General features: G+C 57.3%; 1 tRNA gene and 2 rRNA genes. All 3 read right to left on the bottom strand.

Annotated features, from left to right (window positions below):
* Nucleotides 1-4: 4 nt before the first annotated feature.
* Nucleotides 5-81, bottom strand: a tRNA-Met gene (locus tag CR165_RS23985).
* A 42-nt stretch (nucleotides 82-123) separates the two neighbouring features.
* A 5S ribosomal RNA gene (gene rrf / locus CR165_RS23980) occupies nucleotides 124-238 on the bottom strand.
* Nucleotides 239-363: 125 nt separating this feature from the next.
* Nucleotides 364-3,102: ribosomal RNA gene (locus tag CR165_RS23975) — 23S ribosomal RNA — on the bottom strand.
* Nucleotides 3,103-3,113: the final 11 nt, after the last annotated feature.

Genomic DNA, 3,113 nt, shown 5'->3' with positions numbered 1-3,113 from the left:
GATTTGGATGCGGGGACAGGATTTGAACCTGTGACCTTCAGGTTATGAGCCTGACGAGCTACCGGGCTGCTCCACCCCGCGGTGGTGAGAGTATCCGTGTGTTTGTTAAGTTCCGGCTTGGTGGCCCGGCGGCGACCTACTCTCCCGCATCTTGAGATGCAGTACCATGGGCGCTGGGGTGTTTCACGTCCGAGTTCGGGATGGGATCGGGTGTATCAACCCCGCGATGGCCACCGGGCCACCGAGCCGGAACTTTTTTGCACACGGATGATGTGTAACTGATTTGGTGATGGGTGAGTGATGTGAGTGAGTGCGGATTGGTGCTGCGTGCGGTGTGGGTTTTGAGGCCCACGGCGGAGTTTTTGAATGAGATCGTTCGGGTGATTAGGACCGCTCGGCTGAGCCTGTTACCAGGCGTATACCTGCGGCCTATCGACGTGGTGGTCTACCACGACCCTCGGGGAGACCTCGTTTAGAGGCTGGTTTCCCGCTTAGATGCCTTCAGCGGTTATCCGTTCCGTACTTAGCTACCCAGCGATGCCGCGGGCGCGACAACTGGTACACCAGAGGTACGTCCATCCCGGTCCTCTCGTACTAGGGACAGATCCTCGCAAGTCTCCAACACCCATGGCAGATAGGGACCGAACTGTCTCACGACGTTCTAAACCCAGCTCACGTACCGCTTTAATCGGCGAACAGCCGAACCCTTGGGACCTGCTCCAGCCCCGGGATGCGATGAGCCGACATCGAGGTGCCAAACCTCCCCGTCGATGTGGACTCTTGGGGGAGATCAGCCTGTTATCCCTAGAGTACCTTTTATCCGTTGAGCGATGGCCCTTCCACGCGGGACCACCGGATCACTAAGGCCGACTTTCGTCTCTGTTCGCGCTGTCGCGCTCACAGTCAGGCGGGCTTATGCCTTTGCACTCAACAGCCGATGTCCGACCGGCTTGAGCCCACCATCGCGCGCCTCCGTTACCATTTGGGAGGCGACCGCCCCAGTCAAACTGCCCGCCACGCAGGGTCCTGGCCCAGGGTAACTGGGCTCAGTTAGACATCAGAAAGGCGCAGGGTGGTATTTCAAGGATGGCTCCGCCGAAGCTAGCGCCCCGGTTTCATAGCCTCCCACCTATCCTACACAGCCCCTTCCTGATGCCACTGCGAAGTTGCAGTAAAGGTTCATAGGGTCTTTCCGTCTGACCACGGGTACCCCGCATCTTCACGGGGAATTCAATTTCGCTGAGCCCATGCTGGAGACAGTGGGGAGGTCGTTACGCCATTCGTGCAGGTCGGAACTTACCCGACAAGGAATTTCGCTACCTTAGGACCGTTATAGTTACGGCCGCCGTTTACTGGGGCTTCAATTCGGTGCTTGCACACCTCCTCTTAACCTTCCAGCACCGGGCAGGCGTCAGACCCTATACGTCATCTCTCGATTTCGCAGAGCCCTGTGTTTTTACTAAACAGTCGCCACCCCCTGGTCTGTGCCACCCATCTCCGGTTGCCCGGCTATGGGTCTCGCTTATCCCGAAGTTACGCGAGTAATTTGCCTAGTTCCTTCAGCATGGTTCTCTCAAGCGCCTCGGTATACTCAACCAGTCCACCTGTGTCGGTTTCGGGTACGGTCTATAATGTCAGAGCTATTTCCTGGAGTGATCCGGCAGCCTCTCCAATCCAATAAGGAGGGACTACGGTTCACACTCGTCACTTCTGACAGGCCCAGGAATATTCACCTGGTTTCCATCGGCTACGGCTGTCGCCCTCGCCTTAGGGGCCGGCTCACCCTGCGCGGATTGGCCTTGCGCAGGAACCCTTGGACTTTCGGCGAGAGGGGTTCTCACCCTCTTTGTCGCTACTCATGTCCGCATTCGCACTTCCGATACCTCCAGCGGCCCTCACGGGTCCACCTTCGCAGGCCTACGGAACGCTCCGCTACCACGCATACTTGCGTATGCATCCACAGCTTCGGCACGTGGCTTGAGCCCCGTTACATTTTCGCCGCAAGACAGCTATTAGACCAGTGAGCTATTACGCTTTCTTTAAAGGATGGCTGCTTCTAAGCCAACCTCCTGGTTGTTTTGGCCGTCTCACATGCTTTCCCACTTAGCCACGATTTGGGGGCCTTAGCTGGTGGTCTGGGCTGTTTCCCTCTCGACAATGGACCTTAGCACCCACTGTCTGTCTGCCAGGTAGCACTCACCGGCATTCGGAGTTCGGTAGGGTTTGGTAGGACTTTGGGTCCCCCTAGCCCTTCCGGTGCTCTACCTCCGGCGGTGTTCGCCTGACGATCTACCTCAATAGATTTCGCGGAGAACCAGCTATTTCCGAGTTTGATTGGCCTTTCACCCCTAGCCACAGCTCATCCCCGACTTTTTCAACAGGCGTGGGTTCGGCCCTCCAGTGCGTGTTACCGCACCTTCAGCCTGGCCATGGCTAGATCACTCGGTTTCGGGTCTTCTGCCTGCAACTCGGCGCCCTGTTCGGACTCGCTTTCGCTGCGCCTACACCTAACGGCTTAAGCTTGCTGCAAACAGAAACTCGCGGACCCATTATACAAAAGGTACGCCGTCACCCTTGCGGGCTCCGACTGCTTGTAGGCGTTCGGTTTCAGGTCTCTTTCACTCCCCTTGTCGGGGTGCTTTTCACCTTTCCCTCACGGTACTTGTGCACTATCGGTCACCAAGGAGTATTTAGGCTTGGAGGGTGGTCCCCCCACGTTCAGACAGGGTTTCACGTGCCCCGCCCTACTCGAGACCCAATCAAAGCCATACGCCTACGGGGCTATCACCCGCTCTGGCCGGACTTTCCAGACCGTTCGGCTTAACGTTGACTGGGTACTGGCCTGGTCCCCTTTCGCTCGCCACTACTCGGGGAATCTCTGTTGATGTCTTTTCCTCCGGCTACTGAGATGTTTCAGTTCACCGGGTTTGCCTCTGATCCCTATGTATTCAGAACCAGATCTCCATAAAGGAGGGGTTTCCCCATTCGGACATCCGCGGATCAACGATCGCTCGCATCTCCCCGCGGCTTATCGCAGCGTGCCACGTCCTTCATCGCCTCTTGGTGCCAAGGCATCCACTGAACGCCCTTCTCATACTCATTCTCGTCACCGC

Source organism: Teichococcus aestuarii (assembly GCF_003116135.1).
In the GTDB taxonomy this organism is placed as follows: domain Bacteria; phylum Pseudomonadota; class Alphaproteobacteria; order Acetobacterales; family Acetobacteraceae; genus Pseudoroseomonas; species Pseudoroseomonas aestuarii.
The sequence above is the reverse complement of the archived record's forward strand: the minus strand, read 5'-3'. Positions and strand labels throughout refer to the sequence as shown.